Consider the following 19,453-nt stretch of genomic DNA (forward strand, 5'->3'; position numbering starts at 1 on the left):
TGCCCGAAGTCACTGGCAGAACTGGCGATAGAAACGAGAACGCCGAACCCTGTTAGGCTCGGCGTCGTGTCAACCAGTCGGTAAGGGGTGTTCGAGCACCACCTTTCAAGCTCCCCGAGGCGGTCTCGATCCGAACCGCGGATTCATCGAGCTAGGTGCCTTTCGTACCAAGAGGTTACGACGATTGCCGCATATCGAAATGTTCAAGTGGAACTCGATTTCGGACCAAAATCGGGCGGAATCAGAGTCGGCAGCCCCCAAACGGGATCGCATGCGTTTGGCCCTGCATTATCAGTCTCTGCTTGATTCCGGCCAGGTCAGCTCGCGGGCAGAATTAGCCCGATTTCTCGGTGTAAGCCGTGCGCGCGTTACCCAAGTCCTTAAACGTCTGAATCAACAGAGTGATTGCCCGGAGTCCAGTGTTTTGCCTGACCGCAATGGAGCACTGCACTCATAAGCATTTCAAGGGCTAAGCCAGGATGTCGTGGACGACGTGGCCGTGGACGTCGGTGAGGCGGAAGTCGCGGCCCTGGTGTTTGTAGGTTAGCTGCTCGTGATCGATGCCCAGTAGGTGGAGGCACGTGGCGTGGAAGTCGTGAACGTGTACCGGGTTGTCGATGACGCCGAATCCAAATTCGTCGGTTGCTCCGTAGGTTAGCCCGGGTTTCATGCCGCCACCGGCCATCCAGATGCTGAAACATTCCTTGTGATGATCGCGTCCCGGAGGAGTTTTTGCGCCTGTGCCCGCGTTGTTTTCCTGGACCATGGGAGTGCGGCCGAATTCACCGCCCCAAATGACGAGCGTGTCCTTTAGAAGGTCTCGTTGTTTCAGATCTTTGATGAGTGCAGCGCAGGCCTGGTCCACCTTTTTTGCCGAATTCGGAAGCGCCCTGTAGATGTTCGCATGGTGATCCCAGCCTTTATTGAAAATCTGCACAAATCGAACGCCGCGTTCGACAAGTCGGCGAGCAACCAGGCAGTTTTTGGCGAAGTCCTGGCCGGGTTTGCTCTGTTCGAGACCATACATCCTGAGGATGTGATCGGGTTCACTGACGAAGTCTGCCAGTTCAGGAACCGAGGTCTGCATCTCGTAAGCAAGTTCGTACTGGTTGATGCGGGTTTTAATTTCGGGGTCGTGATATCGATCGAAAGCAAGTGAATTGAGCTCGCCAAGTGTATCAATCACATCTTTGCGACGTCCGCCGGTCACACCGGATGGATTGTCCAGATAGAACAATGGCTTCGCCCCGGTCCGGAACTGAACGCCCTGGTGTTTCGATGGCAGAAAACCGCTACTCCACGCCGCTGGTCCGGCGTTGGGATGTTGGTCCTTGAGTACAACATAAGCTGGGAGGTTTTCGTTCTCCGTGCCCAGCCCGTACGACGTCCAGGCACCGAATGTTGGTCTGCCAAGACGACCGTGGCCGGTGTGGAAGAACAGTTCGCCCGAGCCATGGTTAATCTCGTTGGTCTTCATGCTGCGAATCATCGTCAGTGCATCAGCAACCGTCGCCAGCTGAGGAAACAGCTCCGACATGACCATCCCACTGTCCCCGCGAGGCGCGAATTTGTATGGCGACTTGATCGCTCTTGCTTCGGGAGTGATGAAGGCGAACTTTTGTCCTTTCGTTAACTCCGGCGGCAGGCTTTTTCCGTCCCACTTGTCGAGTTCAGATTTTGGATCGAACGTGTCCATCTGCGATGGTCCTCCGACCATATGCAGGAAGATCACGCTCTTAGCACGCGGTGTATGGTGCAGTCCGTTTGCCCGAGCCTCTGTCGTCAGCAAATGAGACAACGCCAGGGAACCAATTCCCAACGTTCCCGTGCGCAGAAGGTCTCGACGATTGAGCATCATTGAATTGTTAGTCATACCGCGTCTCATGATTTCGTTACCGTTTCGTCGAGGTTAAGGATGACTTGAGCCACGCCGAACCAGTCGCCGTGTTTCCGATAAAGCGTCAATAGAGCCTCGACCTCAGCATTGGACGGTTTCCGAGCGACGGCGCGACGGAATGCAATTGTGATCTTTTCGGTTTCGTCACCCTCAGCGTCTTTGATCCAGTCGGCGAAGGCATGGGCGGCTTCCACAAAGGTTGCCCCATTGAGCAGGCTGAGTGCCTGGACCGGGGTGTTGGAACGGTCACGGCTGATCACACACGCCGACCTATTGCTGCCATCAAAGTTCAACACCATTGGGTTGGGATTTCCGCGACGCAGAAACGTATAGATTCCCCGGCGATAGCGATCTTCGCCCGCGGATGTCGGATAAACTTTGATGTCGGCCCCGGAGATCTCCTTCCACAATCCCTCGGGCTGTGGTGGATAGACAGACGGACCTCCGATCTTCTTCGACAACAGTCCGGAAACGGCAAGCAGGTTATCTCGAATGAGTTCTCCCGAGAGCCGGAATCGAGGCCCACGCGCCAGCAATTGATTGGACGGATCTTTCGCGATCGCCTCGGAAGGTACCGCAGCAGTTTGGCGGTAAGTGGAAGACATCACGATGGTCTTAATGATGGTCTTCATCGACCAGCCTTGCCGCACAAATTCCAGGGCCAGCCAGTCGAGCAACTCCGGGTGCGTTGGCGGAGTGCTCTGCATGCCAAAGTCTTCGGGCGTTGTCACAATGCCCTGACCGAAGATCTCGGCCCAGAGACGATTAACCGTCACTCGAGCCGTCAATGGGTTGTCCGGATGAACGAGCCAGCGAGCGAGGCCAAGTCGGTTGGCAGGCAGGCTGGGATCAATCGGATGCAGGACGTCAGGTACGCCAGCTTCGACACGTTCTCCCGGAGTCATATAGTTGCCACGCAGAAAAACGCGGGTCGCGACAGGACGCGTCGAGTCTTTCATCACCATCGTGCGCGCGACGAGGTCGTCTCGTGCCTCCTTCAGACGATCAATGGCTTTTTCGTAAGGCCCCGTGAAGCGGTGATCGTAAAACAGTAGTGCTTCGACCTGCTGCTGATCTTCTTCGCTGCGTTTTTCTCGCGGTGTGGTCTGAAGGACGCGGTATCCGTTGCGCTTGTTCCACGCGAATCTTTCCCAGGGAATGTCTTCACCGCGACCAGAAGCCTGGAATTCCTTTTCCCAGGATTCTTGTTCAGCCAGCGCTGCCGGTTTCGCATTCTTCAAAGCTTCGGCTTCCAATGCGATCTGGTCGGTGATCGCTTTCACGCGGGAGGCATCTTCGCGCGAGGATACGACGGGCAGGTCAGCACCAATGAACTTTTTCCGAAACATCCCCGGACCTTCCATCGACAGTTCGGGAACGGCCTGGTTGAAGTAAGCGTAGAGTTCGTAGTAGTCGACCTGCGAAATCGGATCGAACTTGTGATCGTGGCACTGGCAGCATTCCATCGTCATCCCGAGCCAGACCTGCCCGGTTGTGCTGACGCGGTCGTGCAGTACGTCCGCCCGAACCTCGTTAACTTTCGATCCTCCTGAGAAGTTCGTGGGCACATTGCGGTGGAAACCGGTGGCGATGAGTTGATCTCGACTCGCATTAGGAAGCAGGTCACCAGCCAGTTGTTCGACGGTGAATTCGTCGAACGGAAGATCCCTGTTCAACGCATTGATGACCCAGTCGCGGTAGGGCCACATCGTGCGCAAATCGTCGTGCTGGTATCCGTTGGAATCTGCGTAGCGGGCCAGGTCAAGCCAATGCAGCGCCCACTTTTCGCCAAAGTGTTTTGACCCCAGGAGTCGGTCGACGGCCGCTTCGTAGTTCCTGGCCGATGGATCCTGTTCAAACGCAAGTACTTGCTCGACCGTCGGTGGCAATCCCACAAGATCGAGCGACAGACGCCGCAACAGCACTGCCGGCTCGGCAGGCGGAGAAGGTTGCATCCCTTTCTCGCTCAAGCGTGCCTGAACGAAGTTGTCGATTGGGTTCGTCCGGGGCCAGTCACGATTAATCTGCGGCGGAGCGACCGCTCTCGGCTTCGTGTAGGCCCAGTGTCGTTCGTATTTGGCTCCGTCCTTGATCCAGCTTCTAAGTGCTTCGATCTGTTTCGCGGAAAACGGATCGCCACTCGGCGGCATTCTCAGATCCGGATCGTCACTCGTGATGCGGCCAAGAAGCGAGCTCTCATTGGGCGACCCCGGAATGATCGCTTCAAAGTCAATCGCTTCCTGACGCTGATCCAATCGAAGGTCAGCCTCCCGCGAGTTCTCGTCAGGTCCGTGACATTTGAAACACCGGCCCGACAGGATCGGTCGGATATCGCGGGTGAAGCTGACGTCGTCTGCTCGGCAAAGAGACAGGGATGTCGCGACGCCGATGAGAGTCAGTATGGTGAGCAGTCGATTCATTGTTCGACGCTCCTCGGGGTGATCTCATCACGATACGCATTCAGTTTCCGCACCGCTTCATGTAGACCGGGACGTGCAGAGAGGCCATCGCCGAAGAATCCTTGCTTGACGCCAGGTTTGTTGAACCCCTTGGGAGTATCAACAGGGTTACACCAGAAAACTCCAAGGATGTATTCAGTCTCCATCGCCGCTTTCACATATTCGGTGTAGGCCTTGCCCGCTGCGACAGAATCCTCGGCCATTTTCCACATGCGAACGTCCTTGTCGCCGTCTTTAAATCGAATAGCGAAATCACACAGGATGATCGGCTTGCCGGTGAGCTTGTAGACCCGGTCGAGTTCTTGCTTTGGAAACTGTCCCCAGAAATGAGGTTGAATGGCGATGGCGTCGACATACGGCAGCATCTCCTTCACCACATCGGGATCAATCGTGTTAAAGCCGAAGCGGTCACCGAACACGAGGTGGTCAGGATCGTACTTCCGCTGAGCTCCGCCAATGACTCGGAAGTACTCGCGAGCAATGAGACGCAGGAAGGCCTGGTCGCGAGCCTTATTGTCATCGCCTTCCCACGTGCCGAGAAACTTCTGGTAAACCTTCTGGCCGGGAGCGTCCTCTGGCAGACCGCGAATGAATTCGACCCAGTTCGTGCCCGAGGGATTCTCCAGCGGCCACGAAGCAAGATCCGTCCAGCAGTAACCAATGACATTGTGTGGATTCTGTCGGCTCAGAGAGCAATTGTGTTTTATTCCGGCTTCGAGTCTGGCATACACGTCAGGATCAAAGATGTCGACAAATTTGACGCCGTTGCTGCCTCGGTAATACGAAATGGGAACCAGATGATTCCAGCTCTCGATATAAGGCATGTCATGCCGTAGCTGAGGCGGGCATCCATAGCCATAGGCGTTGAATCCAAGCTTCCGGCAGGCGTCAGACATTTCCGTGAAGTCGAACTTTGCTCTGTTGTTACTGACGTGAGTAATGCCATGCGCAAAGAACGGTTTACCATCCGGGCTGAGCAGCCAGTGGCGACCGTTGATCTTTGAAAGCGAAATGTTCTTTGGCGGAGTTTCGTCAACCTCCAGCTCCCGAATGCGTACGTTTCTCCAGCGGCATTTGGCTCCTGGTGCCCAGCGCTGGCGCGTTGGACTGTCGTGAACCTCGAACGCGATGTGCCCCTTCCTTCCGATACGACTGAAGATCGCTTCGGCATCGTAGTTCGGAACCACGTCTGCAAGAGTTGCCGTGTCGAGCCTCGATACGAGGACTCCGTTGACCCACGTTTCGATGAGCGGCAGGCGACCGGTACAACGCACCTTGATTTTGTTCCAGTCGTTGGGCTTCCAGGCTTTCTTGAACTCAGCAAATGTGCCGGAGTAGTCGGACTTGAACTTGCCCCCTCGAAGCGGATTCGATTCGACCACGCCTTCACGGATGTTGGCGATTTTGTTCCCCGGTTCTTCATCGCCGTCGATCGTGAACGGCCAGGCGAGAAACGACCCAACTGAGTTACCGTAGACGCCACCAATCGAACCGTTTGGCCGATTGTCGACGAGAACCTGATATCCAACCGAGCCCAGTTTGTGGGCGCGAACCATGATGCCGGTATCGATAGGGAAGTCCGGATTGGCTTCTAGCGTCAATTCAAAGTCGCCGTAGGTCTTTTCAGATATCAAATAGGAACCGGCGATTGAACCTGGCACCTGTCCGCCAATCACTGCACCGTCTTTGACTTCCCACACGCCTCTGTTCTTGACACGTTCTTTGTTCGGAATGCGGCCGCCACCTTCGTTCTCCTCGTAGAACCTGATGACCTCGTCGTAGAGTCGATCCGAAGGCATACTGGCGAACATCTCGTTTCGCGGCACATAGACACGAGGCGAAGTGAACCAACCGTCCAGCGTTTTCCCATCGAACATGTCGACGGGTTCGCCGCGTTTCAGGATCCTGGGTTCGCGTAAGCGTGCGGCTCGTTTTCGCAGGATTGCCGCCCTCTTGTCTGACAGGGACTCTTCCCCGTCGTTCTCCATTTTGCGACTGGCGGGAGTGCCCGTTCTGCGAGTCAACGGCCCTGCTACGAGATGATCCAGAAGCATCGTCTTTCCGTCATAAGGCCCACTTCCGAATGCCGTAATCTGAAAGAAATGGACTGCCTTCAAATCGGCTTTGTCCTGCGCCCACGGCGGCTTACCGAATTCAGCAACCGGTGCTGAAATCAGCTTCCACTTTCCAACAGAGCCAACCGTTGTGAAGGGGAAAACGCTTGTCTTTCCAGCGCCGCTGCTGCACTGGAAATTGAACCCGCTTTCAAAGTCGGCCTTTATCCAGAACCGGATCTCTCCGAACCGAGAGAAATCGGTCACTGGAATCTTAAATCCAGTGCCGACGAAGTTCTTCGTCCCGGCATCAGGATCAACAACTGTCTTGACCGCAAACCTGCCAACTCCTTCGGGCACATCGTCGACCAGGGTCACGGAAGCCTTGTGCGATGTCTTCTTACCTTCGAGGAAATTGTCGTCTTCAAATTCAGCGATGACATGGATGCGTTCCTTCCTCTGGACGCTGCCAGGAATCGGCCGCGAGTTACTCGCGACAGTTACCGAATTTCGCTGTTCGCCGCTGAGCAGAAACGCAATCAGATGGCGAATCTCGTCGACCGACAGCGCGTCCAGAAGACCGTTGGGCATGATCGAGGTTGTCATCTCTCGTCGCTCTTCGACGTCATCCTTGTCGACGTAAAAGACGTGCCCATCATTTGCGACGTACCCCTGCTTCTTTCCTTCCTTTCCGACAATCAGTCCAACCAGCACCTTGCCATTCACTGTTATCAATTGTTGCGGGCGATAGTACGGCGCCATCTCGGCATTCGGATTGACGATGTGCTTCAACAACCAATCTGCAGTCACGTCTGTCTGCTTGTGGATGCTTGTGAGGTCCGGACCGACAGAATTGCCTCGTCCTTGGATCGCGTGGCACTTGTAACAACCGGCAAGATTAGTGTGAAAAAACAGTCGGCGACCGACCCTGGCGTCAGGCTTCTCCGTTGCCTCTCGGTTGATCAACTCAATCCAATCTTCAATCTGATCAGCTTTCGGCTTCGAATCTACGAGTCGCTCGCCAAGCCCGGAGGCAACACGAGTACGTTTGGCTTCTTCAGAAATGACTCTGCTGCTATCCGTCGACAGTGTGTTAAGCAACTCTTCCTGATCCATGGCAACGGAAGCCAGGCCAGCAATTGCATCGGCTCGGAGGTTCTCATCCAGTGACTTGTCGGCCGCGATTTCTGCCAGAACTGGAGCTCGGTTCGCGTCCGCATGAATCACAAGTGAATGAACGGCTTCGCGCTGAATGTTCTGATGCTTTGACTTTGTAAGCGGCGTCAGAGTTGCGACTGTGAGTCTCGGGTGATCAGCCTTCACATTCGCCAGCGCCATCGCACGAAGCCCCGGCGGCTTGTCGGTATCCAGTGCCAGTTCGAGCAACGTATCGCCTGGTGAGAACTCCTTCTTCGAGTCGCCACTGATCCTCGCAAGAGCCGCAACAACCGCCAGCAGGTCGCGTCGGCTGAGGTCACTTCGATCAAGAATCGCTTTGACGTTGGACGCGTAGCCCCTGAGTTTTTCATCCGCAATCCACTTGATGCCAACAAATCGTACTTCGGAATCCTTGTCCTTGAGGAGTGCCGGAATGATCTCTGTGCGGGCCTCAGCATTGGAGCGTTTGAGCGCCACCGCGTAATGCGCCCGAGCAATTCCGCTCGTCTCCGATTGCCAATTGAAATCACTTAGGGCTTCGGGGTTCTCGGCCAGCGTATGCATGGCGGCTGTGCGCGCATACGGATCTGAACTTCCGAGTTTGGCAAGTGCATCTTCTGACGAAAGCTCATTTGTCTGCGGCCTGTTCTTCGATGGTTCGAGTGACACGGGCTGTCTGAATTCAACGCGCCAGATGCGGCCATGCCCATGAACCGGGTAGGACAGCTTCACCCAGTCGGTGAAGTACAGGTAGCGGCCGTCGGCCGAGCAACCAAAATGAACCGGTCGAAAATCGTCAGGCCCACTCAGAAACGGTTCACGTGTCGCCGTGAATGACTCGCCCTTCGCGGTCAACGAATGCAAATCGACGCGATTGTCCGTCCAGGACGCACTCAGCAACTTTCCAGGGCCATGCGGGATTAATCCACACGCAGCTTCGCCAAGCGCACCGATCATTCCGAGCGTCCCGGGATTTTCTCCGTTCCAACAAACCAGTGGGTGCTGGCCTGAGCGACCGTAGCGATATTCGTATCCGAAATCGGCGCCCGGCACGATATGCAGCAATCGATTCGGCGGAGTGGCGTTGGGATCGTTGTCGGTGCTGAACAGGTTCCCGTCCAGGTCGTACGCCATTCCGAAGGCGTTCCAATGCCCGGTCGACTGGCGCATGAGTTTGCTGCCATCCGTTCGGCAGCGATATGTCGAGCCACCTTCGGCGCCACCGGAAAGCTTCACGCCGTCCGAGCCGACGAAGGTGTAATCCGAACCAAGGTTCTCACCAAAACCAAATGCGAGCCAGTCCGGATTCGCAGGATCGATCGCAAGGCCCCCCACACCGTTGTGAGGATAGTTACCGTCGGTTTCGCAAGTGACCAGTTTCTCGGGCTCGCCCTCCGCTTTTGTCTTCCGGGAGGCGTTTGGAAAACGACCAATGAACCAGCGAGTGCTCACATAGAGATGCCCGTCGGGGCCAAACAACAGATCCGTGCTGAAGGTGTGACCTTCGTAGAAAACGGACCGCTCATCAGCGATGCCATCATTGTCCGTGTCTTCAAAAACAAGAATCCGATCGGTCTTCGGCCCCTCATAGTCTGAGTTGCGTTTGTGAGTGTGATTCTCCTGCACAAACACTCGGCCATCCGGGGCGACCGCGATTCCGATCGGCGTGACGATGTCGGGGTTCTGAGCGAACAGCGCGACGCCTTTGATATTCGGGTGATGAATCTTCGGCGTAAACGTCGTCTTTTCTGTCGAAGCCCAGGGAGCGTCGTCCTGTGAATAGGTCAGACCGGGCGCGAGGCTCAATAGCACGACGGCTGCTAGAGTTATAGAATGCTTCATGTTAATGGCGCTATATGGTGCGAGAGTGAATCGTTGGACGGGCACTCCTGCCCATCCTTGATTGTGTTATTTGATTTGCCGAAGTGGCTCATCAACGATGAACGCTTCGGGGAAGTCTGCCGCCTTCACTCCATCACGATTGCGAAGACGTTTGTTCTGTTGGCGTCCGCGTGGCGGATTCATCGGTATTTCCATCCCACCCAACTCTTCCATCATTTCGTAAAGTCGGCTTTGCATTTGCTGCTTCGTTCTTGCAAATGCCGGATCATGGATAAGGTTTTTTTGCTCTTTCGGATCAGCCTGAATGTCGAACAACTCATCCGTATCCCAGAGCCCGTAGTACGTCGTGTACTTGTATTGCGCCCCTCGCAGACAGAAATGTGTTGGGGTTTGCGGATAGTTCTGTTCCCAGTAATAGCAGTAGAGGAAATACTCTCGCCATGGGATCGTCTCGTCCTGAGCTAGTGGCAGGAAACTCCGGCCGTCCATATGCGGCGGCTTCTTAAGTCCCATGGCCTGCATAATGGTTGGGGCGATATCGATATTGGCGACAACCTGCTCAACCACCGAACCGCCTTCGATGATCTCGGGACACTGCATCAGCATCGGAACACGACTTGATGTCTCATACGCCACTCGTTTGTCGAACAATCCGTGCTCACCAAACATGAATCCGTTGTCGCCCATGTAGATGACGAGCGTTTCGTCGTGGATGCCCATCTCTTTTAGTTGCTGCATAACAGCTCCGATGCTGTCATCAACGCTTCCCAGAGCCTCGCAGTACCGTTTGTATAACAACTCGACGCTTTGGCCAGTATGAAGAGCGAAATCCATACCGTGCCAACTGTTGCGCTGGTCCAACAGCCAACGAGGACGATTCTTAAGGTTGTCCTTCAACAGTTCGCTGGACGCCGGAAACTCAAAGGGCCGGTCCTTTAGCGAGTCTTTGTATTTGGGTTCTGGAGTAAACGGATCGTGTACGGCTTTGTGCGATAGATACAAGAAGAACGGTTCGTCCGCGCCGTCCTGTTGCTCAAGAAACTCAATCGCCTTGCGTGTCAACAATGGCGTGATATAGCCATCCTGCGGAACTCGCTTACCGTTGTCGTTGATCGTGTACTTTGGTCCCGGCGGATAGTACTGGCCCTGACCTTTGAAGCTGAACCAGTAATCAAAACCCGGACGAGGGTTATCGTTCGCGTGGCCCATGTGCCACTTACCGATGAACCCGGTTTTGTATCCCGCCTGTTGAAGGTACTGAGGAAAGAACAGCGTACCCTTGGGCACCGCACGTTGGTTGTCGATCACGCGATGGCGGAACGTGTACAGCCCCGTCAGAATCGAAGCGCGACTGGGCGAACACAGCGACGTCGTCACGAAGGCGTTCTTCAAATGCACGCCATTCTTTGCCATCGCATCCATATGTGGCGTCTTCGCCAGTGGATGCCCCATGAAGCTCATCGCATCGTAGCGGTGATCATCTGAAAGGATGAACACGACATTACGGGGTTTCGTTCCCTCGTTCTTAACAGCCTTAACCGTCACCGGCACAGGAACAACCTGTGCATCGGCCGACTGCACTAGATAAATCGCTAGCAAGCCAGCAATCATGCAATGGAATAGCTTGCTTTTGAGCTTGTTTTCGTTCGATGTCATGTCGCCTTCCTCTGAACGCCTTAGCTGCAGTGGTGAGGGTGTAGTAAGAAAATCAATTTGATTCCGCCCTTTTCTCTTCCCAGGTGTCTTGAAAACCTCTGGGCTTCCAGGCAGCAGCGTAATCCAGGTGATAACCCACACCTCTCAGGTCGAGACAGAATCTTTGGGCAAGGACAGTCTCACGTTTCTTTGCAACAAGGTCATTCTTGATATGAAACGTCACGCCGTTGATATTAGACAGAGTTTCGTCTCCAAGAATCTCAATGGTGCCCTTGTACCACTCACCATATTTGAGCTTTAGCGTTTCGTTCTCGACGATCACCTTCTTCTGCCCTCGTTTTCCGAGGATGTAGTTTTGGAATACGAGCTGGGATCCGTCGGGTGTCATTTCCAGGCGGATCCAGCGGTGCCCAAGGTCGATGAAACAGATTTGTTCTTTCACCTTTCGATCCAGTTCCAGGAACTTCACTCGAAAGGAAAAGATGTAATCCTGCCCGCCGAGTTTGAAATGGGAACGGACGAATTCTTCTTTCCCGTACCTTGCGCCTTTGGGTGCCTCGCCATGAACAGACGGGGGAATGGTCACCATGACCCCATCTTTCACGGTGCCCCTGGTGTGCTTTCTTAGGTCCAGGATTGCATCGACTTCTTTTTGCTCATCAAAGTGCTTTTCAAAGATGTTCTCACCCTTGTTGAGCATGGTTGTCTTGAGCGACGCTCCTTTTACGTACTCGTCTGCCGTTGCGTCACGATCTGTCAGCACGCAAATGGCGGTCATGGCTATCAATAGAGTGCTTTGTTTCATTGATTCTTTCCCTGGATGTTTTCTGCTGCGATATTTACACGTAGGGCCGGTTCCCACCGGCCGCATGCTGGACCGTCCGGTAGGAACCGGACCTACAGGATCTGTCTTCATCTCATTCAGTGAAACTCTCAAGAAACCTCGAGGCCAGTCATAGTTCCCGTGCTGGTGGCGAACGCGTCCTGTTCGATTCCCAGCCGTTGAAGTGCGTTCACGAAGAGATTTGGCAGCGGATAGTTGTTCTGCTGGTCGAATGCCAGGTGTTGCCCGTGTTGGAATCCGCCTCCGGCAAACAGGACCGGCATGTTCTTATTGTCGTGACTTGAGGCGTTTCCGAGATTCGATGTCATCAGCACCATCGTCTCATCGAGCAATCCGTCGGACTTCAGGACTCGCAGGAAGCGAGCCCATTGGTCGATCATCCCTTGCTCGACCGACGCCAGTTGCCGAATGGTGCCACCATCCATGCCGTGATGGCTCAGGCCGTGGTAATCCCCGGGGACGTGCAACGTGACGAATCGCGTCGAATCGGTCCGCAGGGCCATGCGGATGATGTCGAGGAAAGTGCCCGCAATGCCGACGGTGTCTCGCGGGATTGAACTCGGCTTGTCCATATCAACTTTGGGTTTGGGGCGGTTCGTCCAGGCCTCGTTCGCAACCATTCGCTGTTCGAGTTCGCGAACGCTTGTGAACCAATCATCAAGCTTGTCCCGATCACCAGCGCCGACTTTTCGTTGCAGTCGTTTCGCCTCGTCACCAACCACATCCATGATGCTGCGGCCTCGGCGAATGAGTTCGGCTTGTCGCTCACGTTCTGCTGGCGTGTCATCCACAAACAACGTTGTGAAGAGACGCATCGCATTGTTCTCAGCCGGAATCATCGAGCCGTTTTGCGTATACGATGGGCTGGTCTGAGATCTGGTATTCAGCACCAATGACGGGAATCGCGTTTCGTCCCCCAGTTGTTTGGCCATCAACTGATCCAGCGAAATCGTGTTGCGCGATGCCGAACCACGCGCGTTGGGACAGGCCGAAAAGATGCTGCCCTCGGCAGAGTGTCCACCAGAAACGCCCGGGTGAGACGCGCCTGAGACGACGGTGAAATCGTTTCGCAGATCATCCAGATCTGCCAGATATCGAGATGCCTTGTAGTTCCGGCCGTCGGTCTCCGGCACCAGGTTGGGGTTGTGCAAGCCAAGCGCAAGACTGACGCCAACAAATCGCCTGGCGTGCTTTCCATTGGAGTCCGAAGCAAACGCTGGTTGCATGGCGTCCAGCAGCGGTAAGCACAGTGAAACACCCGCGCCTCGTATCACCGTACGGCGCGACAAAACGCTCGGTCGTGGCAGAGTTCGGGATGTCGAAGAGTCTTTCGGCATGATTCGTTCTCGTCGGTTCAAGACGGCAGGTCACTTCTTAAGGAATAGGTCGCTAGTCAGTGCGGCGTGAATCAACGTTCGCATCCCGTATCCGGATGCTTTGGAATCGGCAACGATCTGATCGACGGCTGGTTCATCGCTGTAGCGAATCGGTGCGCCTGTGGCGTAGGTTAGGAATTGCTCGGCAAACCCGCGGGCAATCCGTTCTGGCTGATTCACATAGAGCTGCTGCCATGTCAGAAGGCCTTCGAACGTCTGTCCGTCGGCAGTTTTACCCGATGGATCGATCGCTGCCCCTCTACCGCGCATTCCGTATCGATCACGCCACACTCCGACCGGATCAAAACTCTCCAGGGCGAATCCAGGTGGATCGATCGTTCGGTGGCAGGCATTGCACGATGCATCCGACCGGTGTTTGGCCAATTGGTCGCGAATAGAGGTCGCTCCTCGGACGTCCGGTTCGACCGCTGGGATTCCCGGGGGTGGCGGCGGAACCCGCACTCCAAGAATCCGCTCGTTGACAAACACGCCGCGTACTACCGGAGAAGTTGTGGTTCCATCGGCCGTCACCTTCAAGATGGCACCCTGAGTGATCAGACCGCCACGCCGACTGCTCGGTGACAGCGAAACGGTCTGGATTCCATTGCCGGGTTGCCAACTCTTGATGTTGTCGGTGATCCGATAATGTCGTGCGAGCCGCTCGTTCAAACAGGCAAAATCTGAATCGACAAAGCATGCGACACTCAAGTCCTGCTCGATGAGTTTGCTGACGTAGGTACGGGTTTCCCGTAGCATCGACTCCTGGAGCACGGGATCAAACGTTCGAAACTGCCTGCTGTCAGGCGTTGTGAAGTCGATCTGGTTGAGCTTCAACCATTGATCGGTAAAGCTGTTGATGAACTGCTTCGAGCGCGGATCATCGAGCATGCGATCGATTTGCGCTGCAAGAACTTCGTCGCGCCGGAGCTTTCCTTCGCCGGCTATTCGAAGCAGGGTCTCGTCCGGCGTATCCGTCCACAATGCGTAGCTGAGTCGCGACGCGATGGCATAGTCGTCCAGCGCCCCGGGTGACTCAACGAACGTCAGCATCCTCGGCGAGCAGAGAATCGTGCGGTACGCCGCACGCAGAGCATCGACGAACGATCCGTATTCGGCGAGTACATCGAGACCGATCCGCTGATAGTCGGCTACTTCATCCGAGGTGACCGGGCGCCGAAACGCCCTCGATGCGAAGCGAGTCACCAAACGCTTGAGCACACCATTTGGATCAGCCTTCCATTGTTCCTGCTTTGCATCACCGAACAGGTTCCGGGTGACATGCTCGCGATCGGCATTCGGATAGAAGCGTTCGATGCGAATGCCACGATGGGCGATTCCTGAAAAACCTCGCTCTTCATTGCGATCGCGGTACGCGACCGTGTCTGCTCGCCCCGTCTGATTGGGTGCTCTGCGGAGGGTGCGATCGTTCGGCTTCAGCTCCAACGTATGTCGTCGCTGAATCCAGGCTTCGAACTGCAGATCGCGCGGAGTCTCGGTCGCTTCCACGATACCAACGTCGTAAAGAATCGGCTGAGCGGAGGCAGCGACTCCTGATCGCAGCGTTCCCCACACGGTCCCACCTTTCACCGGGTTGACTGCGCGCACGTCGCGAAGGGTGATTCGATACCAACCGTCTTGCGGAATTCGGACCGAAGTCATTCGTCCGTAGAAGGCCAGGTAAATTGGCCACGAAATACTTTCGCCATTTCGAGTCTCGGGGCCTCGGTAATTGCGTCTTCCAATTCCCCGCGACAGACGCGCGGGTGGATAGTCTGCCGCGTAAGTGACATCCCCATTGAGAGCACGATCAAATGCTGCGGCCAACGCAAGATCAGCAACGTCGAGGTACCGAGCCAGTAGGTGGTACGACAACTGCTGGCCGTCAGCGACGGTTTCAAACTCGTGCGACGCCGCGTCTTCCGGCAGCTGATCTCGCAGAGGAAGGTCAATCCCAAGCAACGAGTGAATCGTGTGTTCGTACTCCGTCCGCGTCAGACGTCGGCCGCGAAGCCTGCCTCGATCCGCGATGTCGCGCGAGTCCGATTCCATCAGTCGCTTATCGAGACCTTTCAGGAATCCGGCCGTGTCTTCTGGCCCAAGGCCCGAATCGGGCGGCATCTCTCCGTCTCGAACACGCTCGTAAACGCGCCGCCAACTTTCGAAGGCGTGAGGCTTGTTGAGGTCGAATGGAAGCTCGCTCAGGCTTAAACCCGCTTCCGGCTCATCGCCACTGTGACAGTCCCGACAATGCTGCCCAAGAAACCTTCCGATTGCTACCGGTGGATGCTTAAGATCCTGCTCGGCAACGTTCTCATCAGCCGTGGCCGTCCCCGCGAAAGCGATGAATACCCCGGAGATCAGTACAGGCAGAGATCCGAGCCAGCCTATCACGGAACCGATGGATCGACGTTGATCAGATTTGATATTCATACCCCTATAGTTCGCGCCAGCCCAGAACCTGCCGCCGATTTCTCCATTTTCTGTAGGGCCGGTTCCCACAAGCCGAACGTCGGATTCCCGGACAACACCGGTCGATCCTCTGGTCACGCGTGACAACACCGGCCCCGCCTATTGACGACTCCAAAAGCTCGACCAAATGCCCCATTGCTCTTCGGTGAGGATCTTCTTCAGCTTCTTTTTTCGCTCTCCGTAGAACTTGTTTCTCGCATCGCTCTGCGCTTCTCCGTTGAGATTCCTGAACTTAGCCTCGGCGGCCTGGCGTTCTTTTTCCAGTTCGTCGAGTTGACTCTGTTGCTCCGCTGTGAGTTTCAGCGCTGCAAACATTTCGGCGGGCGTGGTGGGTTCGGACGTCTTAGCGGGGGTGTCCAATTCAGAAGGGGCAACCATCGGCAGTGGCTTGTTCAGGGAAGCGCCACCATGCCAGATCGAAGCGTTTTCGTTGGCTTCTTTGACGAGAGAGAGCAGCTTCTCATTGGGCTCGCCGAACGGACTGAAGAATCCGCATTGCTGGCCAAGTTGTTTCGTTCCCGCCGGAGCCCATTGCTCGATGTAGCCGCAATACCACCAGCCGAGCATGTAGGGGTGGTCTTCCATTGAGCCTTTCAAGTATCGACGGTATTCACTCGCGACCGCGTCGAAGCTGTCCACCTCCAACCCTTTGATTTTTGTGTGTTTGGAAGTCTTGAAGGAGTACGAGTGGTCGCCGTTAATGATCGGCAGGCCGGTCTGGCCGTGCAATTTTCGGAGGGTCGCGTTGTGTTGATCCGTGTAGAACGTGTAGTACTGAATCATCATGACGTCACAGTGTTTGCCGATCGCGTCAAGTACTCCGTCGGGAATCATGTCCACCGATTTGTCGTAGCCGACGTCGTGCTTGTCGCCAAGAAGCAGATGGTTTGGGTCGTATTTCCTGATGAGTTCAGCGTGCAGGCCGTACCACTTTTCGGCCAATGCAGTCAGCATGTCGTCAGCGTCCGTTTGGACCTGGGCGAGTTTCTTAGGCTGGATGGGCCAGTCCGTGACCTTCGCAACGTCGTCCCACGAAGTGATGCCATCGATAGCGTAGACCTGAGCAGCTTCAGTCGCCGATGCATGGTTGCGTTTCAGGATTCGCATCCATTCCTGTTTGCCCGCTGCGTCGGCGGGAAGTGCCCGCGTGTCCTGGACCCACGGGTAGACGAGTCCGCCGTCGGGAAACATCGGTCGATGCCACCGCCGTACCCGCTTCAGATCGGGCATGTCGAAGTAGGCGTAACCGAGGCAGTACTTTGCGTCACGCAGCGGCGTGCATGTCTTCTTCGCCAGGGCATTCAGTTTGTCTCGGAAGCTCGTCGAAAACACGTCGGGAAATCGATCTCCCCGTCGGCGATTCATTCCCACCAGGGAAATGCTCTGAACCTTAATCTTCGCGACATAATAGATCTTTCGCTTCTCGTAGAAGTCGAGCGGCGTCGAGTAGGCATGGAAGGGAATCGTGTTGAATGCGTAGTCCTTAAAGTCCTTCACGACCATGTCGGCATAGCCTGCGTGGTTCTTCGCGCGAGGATTCAGGCCACCCCATGATCCCTTGATGTCCGCACCAAATCTCTCGGTCAACCACCCCTTGTTGACTTCATTGAACAGCACGCCGCCCTCACCAACGTGATTCATCCCCGTGGTGATGAACCGCTTGCCGGTATGATCGGCCAGCCACCAAACGCCGTTGTCGTTTTGCAGATGAATGAAACCCGGGTTGCCGATGACACGCACAGGCTTGTCTGCGTCCTGAGCGTTTGCGGCGACCGCCATCAGGACGAACACGATGCAGGTGGAGGTAAGAGTGTTGATGATCGTGCTTGTTTTAATCATTCCGGTTGCGATTGATCTATAGGCAATATCGTGCGGCACTTGCTGACCTTAGCTGGAAAGGACTCGTTCCAAAATGACTTCCCGGACTTCCATCACCTGGGTGCCGGGCATCTGGTCTGCCGAAAGAATCAGTTTCGTTACTCCTCGGTCCAATTCCATTTGTCCGACTTCGAGTGTTGCCCAGGGTTTCTCCAACTCGCCGGCACGGGGGGCTCGATCATGATTCGGAAACAGAGCCGGGTCGAAAGGCTGATCAACGATCGCCTCAAGTTCGTTCTCGTTCACCGTGACGCGAATCTGCGATCCGACGTCTTTCATGGGGCACGTGTATTTCACCGCAACGCGGTACTTGCCTGGTTCCACGACATCGATGTACCAGGTGATCTTGTCGTCAGGGTCAACCCAGTTGACGATCCAGTCATGATGAAAGCCCTTGCCATGAAACTTCAGCGATCCGCTCAGTTTCGATTGCACCGCATGCAAATGAGTGATTGGGAACTGCTGATATCCACAGGGGATAAGAGACTCCAGTTGCCAGTCTTTCGAGACGTCTGCAAACCAGTTGCGGTAGGCGTCCCGATGTCGCTGGAACTGTTCGGGACGCTCTTTGCTGATGTCTTTCTTTTGGCCGGGGTCTTCAATTAAGTCAAAGAGCGATTCCTCTCTCGCGGTACGGACATAGCGGTAACGGAGGCTTCTGGCCGCACCGTTCGGTAGCTGCAACTTCTTCGCCCAATAGCGGTGGGTAAAAATCATCCGATCGCTCGGGGCGGTTTGCTTGTTCAGAAGCGAGGCTTTGAGGCTACGTCCATCCAACCGAAGATTGTCGGGGACTTCGATGCCGCAAAGATCCGCCAGTGTTGGCAGGAGATCGATGTGAGCAGCGAGTCCATCGACAACGCGATCTGGTTTGATATGACCGCTCCAACGTACGAAGAGAGGGACGCGCACGCCGCCTTCGTCAACCTGCCCTTTGTGGCCCTTCATCCCGCCGTTGTATCGATCGCGCGTGTTAGGTCCGTTGTCGGTGAGGAACAGGACGATCGTGTTTTCCTGAAGGCCCAGCTCCTTCACCTTCTTTAGAAGACGACCGATGTTGTGGTCGATGTTCTCGACCATCCCGTAGATCGTCGCTGTCTTCACACCCAAACCGCGGGCGCTGTATTTCTCGTAGTAGGCATCCGGCACCTGATAGGGTGTGTGCGGCGCGTTGTAAGGGATGTAGCAGAAGAACTTGTCGCTGCGATTCGCTGCGATCCATTCCATCGCCCTTTCGGTCAGGACGTCGGTGATGAAGCCCTTAGTTTTGATTGTGCCCGCATTGTGTTCGAGGACGGGATCGAAGTAGTTCCCAAAGTGCCCCGCGCAGAACCCAACGAACTCATCAAACCCTTGTCCATTTGGGTTGTGCGGGAAGTGTTCCCCGTTGTGCCACTTCCCAAACAGGGCTGTGCTGTAGCCGTTGGATCGGAATAGCTCCGCAATGGTGGTTTCCTCGGATCGCATGATCTCCAGATTGTTGGAGACGTTCACCGTACCCGTGCGGATGTGATAACGGCCCGTCAACAAGCTGGCTCGGGTTGGAGCGCAAAGTGGTGAGACGAAAAAGTTCTTAAAGCGTGCGCCATCCTTCGCCAGTTGGTCCAGGTTCGGAGTATCGATTAACGGGTTGTCGTGCGAACGCACATCGCCGTATCCCTGGTCATCAGTCATGACCAAAATCACATTGGGGCGATCATCCGGTTCAGCGGCCTGAGTCGTAGCGCACGCCAGCCCCCACATCATGCAGACGACACAACTCACAATTCTCGTGACGATCTTTTTATGCATTTGAGTTCTGACTTGTGTGGACTCCATGA

The 19,453-nt window shown here is 55.3% G+C and carries 9 protein-coding genes; all 9 read right to left on the minus strand.

Annotated elements, in window-relative coordinates:
• Positions 1 to 469: 469 nt before the first annotated feature.
• A complete protein-coding gene (locus KOR42_RS07940) occupies positions 470 to 1,873 on the minus strand; it encodes a DUF1501 domain-containing protein (RefSeq protein ID WP_231740773.1) in 1,404 nt (467 codons plus the stop codon).
• Between the two features lie 8 nt (positions 1,874 to 1,881).
• Positions 1,882 to 4,317: a PSD1 and planctomycete cytochrome C domain-containing protein gene (locus tag KOR42_RS07945; protein ID WP_146508601.1), complete on the minus strand. Its 2,436-nt coding sequence runs from the start codon at positions 4,315 to 4,317 to the stop codon at positions 1,882 to 1,884.
• Positions 4,314 to 9,455 (minus strand): PVC-type heme-binding CxxCH protein, encoded by a 5,142-nt coding sequence (locus KOR42_RS07950; RefSeq protein WP_231740774.1) that lies wholly within the window; start codon positions 9,453 to 9,455, stop codon positions 4,314 to 4,316. The genes KOR42_RS07945 and KOR42_RS07950 overlap by 4 nt, the downstream gene beginning before the upstream one ends.
• Positions 9,456 to 9,476: 21 nt before the next feature.
• Positions 9,477 to 11,066, minus strand: a complete 1,590-nt coding sequence (locus KOR42_RS07955; RefSeq protein ID WP_197440969.1) for a sulfatase family protein — start codon at positions 11,064 to 11,066, stop codon at positions 9,477 to 9,479.
• Between the two features lie 52 nt (positions 11,067 to 11,118).
• On the minus strand, positions 11,119 to 11,982 hold the full coding sequence (locus tag KOR42_RS07960) for a hypothetical protein (protein ID WP_146508605.1): 864 nt from the start codon (positions 11,980 to 11,982) through the stop codon (positions 11,119 to 11,121).
• Positions 11,983 to 11,999: 17 nt separating this feature from the next.
• Complete coding sequence (locus KOR42_RS07965; RefSeq protein ID WP_146508607.1) at positions 12,000 to 13,247, minus strand: DUF1552 domain-containing protein; 1,248 nt, start codon at positions 13,245 to 13,247, stop codon at positions 12,000 to 12,002.
• A 30-nt stretch (positions 13,248 to 13,277) separates the two neighbouring features.
• Positions 13,278 to 15,716: a DUF1592 domain-containing protein gene (locus tag KOR42_RS07970; RefSeq protein WP_146508609.1), complete on the minus strand. Its 2,439-nt coding sequence runs from the start codon at positions 15,714 to 15,716 to the stop codon at positions 13,278 to 13,280.
• Positions 15,717 to 15,854: 138 nt separating this feature from the next.
• Positions 15,855 to 17,594 carry a Spy/CpxP family protein refolding chaperone gene (locus KOR42_RS07975; RefSeq protein WP_231740777.1) on the minus strand — a complete coding sequence of 580 codons (1,740 nt, stop codon included), beginning with the start codon at positions 17,592 to 17,594 and terminating at the stop codon, positions 15,855 to 15,857.
• 48 nt (positions 17,595 to 17,642) lie between these two features.
• Positions 17,643 to 19,424 (minus strand): arylsulfatase, encoded by a 1,782-nt coding sequence (locus KOR42_RS07980; RefSeq protein WP_197440970.1) that lies wholly within the window; start codon positions 19,422 to 19,424, stop codon positions 17,643 to 17,645.
• Positions 19,425 to 19,453 lie beyond the last annotated feature (29 nt).

The sequence above is a fragment of the Thalassoglobus neptunius genome (genome assembly GCF_007859735.1).
Lineage (GTDB): Bacteria > Planctomycetota > Planctomycetia > Planctomycetales > Planctomycetaceae > Thalassoglobus > Thalassoglobus neptunius.

Bases quoted from the DNA above. Each gene is read 5' to 3' on its own strand.
- KOR42_RS07955 (WP_197440969.1), bottom strand. From the start codon at position 11,066: ATGACATCGAACGAAAACAAGCTCAAAAGCAAGCTATTCCATTGCATG.
- KOR42_RS07970 (WP_146508609.1), bottom strand. From the start codon at position 15,716: ATGAATATCAAATCTGATCAACGTCGATCCATCGGTTCCGTGATAGGC.
- KOR42_RS07965 (WP_146508607.1), bottom strand. From the start codon at position 13,247: ATGCCGAAAGACTCTTCGACATCCCGAACTCTGCCACGACCGAGCGTT.
- KOR42_RS07980 (WP_197440970.1), bottom strand. From the start codon at position 19,424: ATGCATAAAAAGATCGTCACGAGAATTGTGAGTTGTGTCGTCTGCATG.
- KOR42_RS07960 (WP_146508605.1), bottom strand. From the start codon at position 11,982: ATGAAGACAGATCCTGTAGGTCCGGTTCCTACCGGACGGTCCAGCATG.
- KOR42_RS07975 (WP_231740777.1), bottom strand. From the start codon at position 17,594: ATGATTAAAACAAGCACGATCATCAACACTCTTACCTCCACCTGCATC.
- KOR42_RS07940 (WP_231740773.1), bottom strand. From the start codon at position 1,873: ATGACTAACAATTCAATGATGCTCAATCGTCGAGACCTTCTGCGCACG.
- KOR42_RS07945 (WP_146508601.1), bottom strand. From the start codon at position 4,317: ATGAATCGACTGCTCACCATACTGACTCTCATCGGCGTCGCGACATCC.